This is a genomic window from Rhodococcus sp. CX (assembly GCF_015865005.1).
In the GTDB taxonomy this organism is placed as follows: Bacteria; Actinomycetota; Actinomycetes; order Mycobacteriales; family Mycobacteriaceae; genus Rhodococcus.
Genome location: NZ_JADZGH010000261.1, coordinates 34,786 through 35,943 on the forward strand (window position 1 = coordinate 34,786; position 1,158 = coordinate 35,943).

The following is a 1,158-nucleotide window of genomic DNA, read 5'->3' on the forward strand; positions in this document are numbered from 1 at the left end:
GGCAGGAAGAAGCCCCACAGCGACACGTCGAACGTCGTCGCGGTCTTCTGCAGGTACACGTCGGCCTCGGTGAACCGGTACTGCCCCTGCATCCACTCCATCTGGTTGACGATCGCGCCGTGCGGGACCGCGACACCCTTGGGCTTGCCGGTGGACCCGGACGTGAAGATCACGTACGCGGTGTTGCCCGCGTACACGGACCCGCGCCGTTCGGAGTCCTCGATCGGATCGGTCGGGACACCGGACAGATCCAGAGTGTCGAGGAACAGCACGGTCCGGCCGCTCGCGGCGGTGAAGTCGTCCCGTTCGGTGCTGAGCACCGCGACCGGGTCCGCCGCGTCGAGGATGTAGGCGATGCGATCGGCCGGATGATCCGGATCGACCGGCACGTACGCGCCGCCCGCGCGGAGCACGGCGTACATGCCGACGACCAGTTCGAGCGAACGGCGCATCGCGAGCGCGACCCGCGACTCCGGACCCACCCCGAGCGCGATCAGGTGCCGCGCGAGCGCGGTGATACGAGCGTCGAACTCGGCGTAGGTGAGCGAATCACCTTCGTAGACCACGGCATTCGCGTCCGGAGTCAGGACCGCCTGCCGGTCGAAGCTGTCGAGCAGCAGGGTGTCGACGGTGGGATGCTGCGTCCGGTTGCGCGCATCGACGATCTCGGCGCGTTCGTCCGCAGCGAGGACCGGCAGGTCACCGACGGCGATCGCCGGGTCGGTGGTCACCGCTTCGAGGATCCGCACGAAGCGGTCCGCGAACGCGACGATCGTCGACTCGTCGAACAGGTCGGTGGCGTACTGGATCTCCACCGCGGCACCGGCCGATGTGCCGGCGTCGTCGAACATCTCGGCGACCGCGACCTGCAGGTCGAACTTGACGAGGTTCGTCTCGGTCTCGACGGGTGCGACGGACAGTCCGCCGAGTTCGAGCGCGGTGCGGTTCATGTTCTGGAAGAACAGCGCCACCTGGAACAGCGGATGCCGGCCCTGCGACCGTGCCGGGTCGAGCACCTCGACGAGGCGCTCGAACGGGACGTCGGCGTGCGCGAACGCCCCGAGGTCGGTGGACCGGACCCGGCCGAGCAGTTCCTCGAACGCTTCGCCCGCCGCGAGCGGCCGGACCGTGCTGTTCCTCGACACTCTGGATCTGTCC

1 protein-coding gene is annotated in these 1,158 nt (G+C 68.7%); it reads right to left on the bottom strand.

The annotated features are described in order from the left end of the window. Positions 1-1,145: AMP-binding protein (locus I0Q12_RS28870; protein WP_197257078.1), on the bottom strand; the 1,145-nt coding region annotated here is incomplete at its 3' end. Positions 1,146-1,158 lie beyond the last annotated feature (13 nt).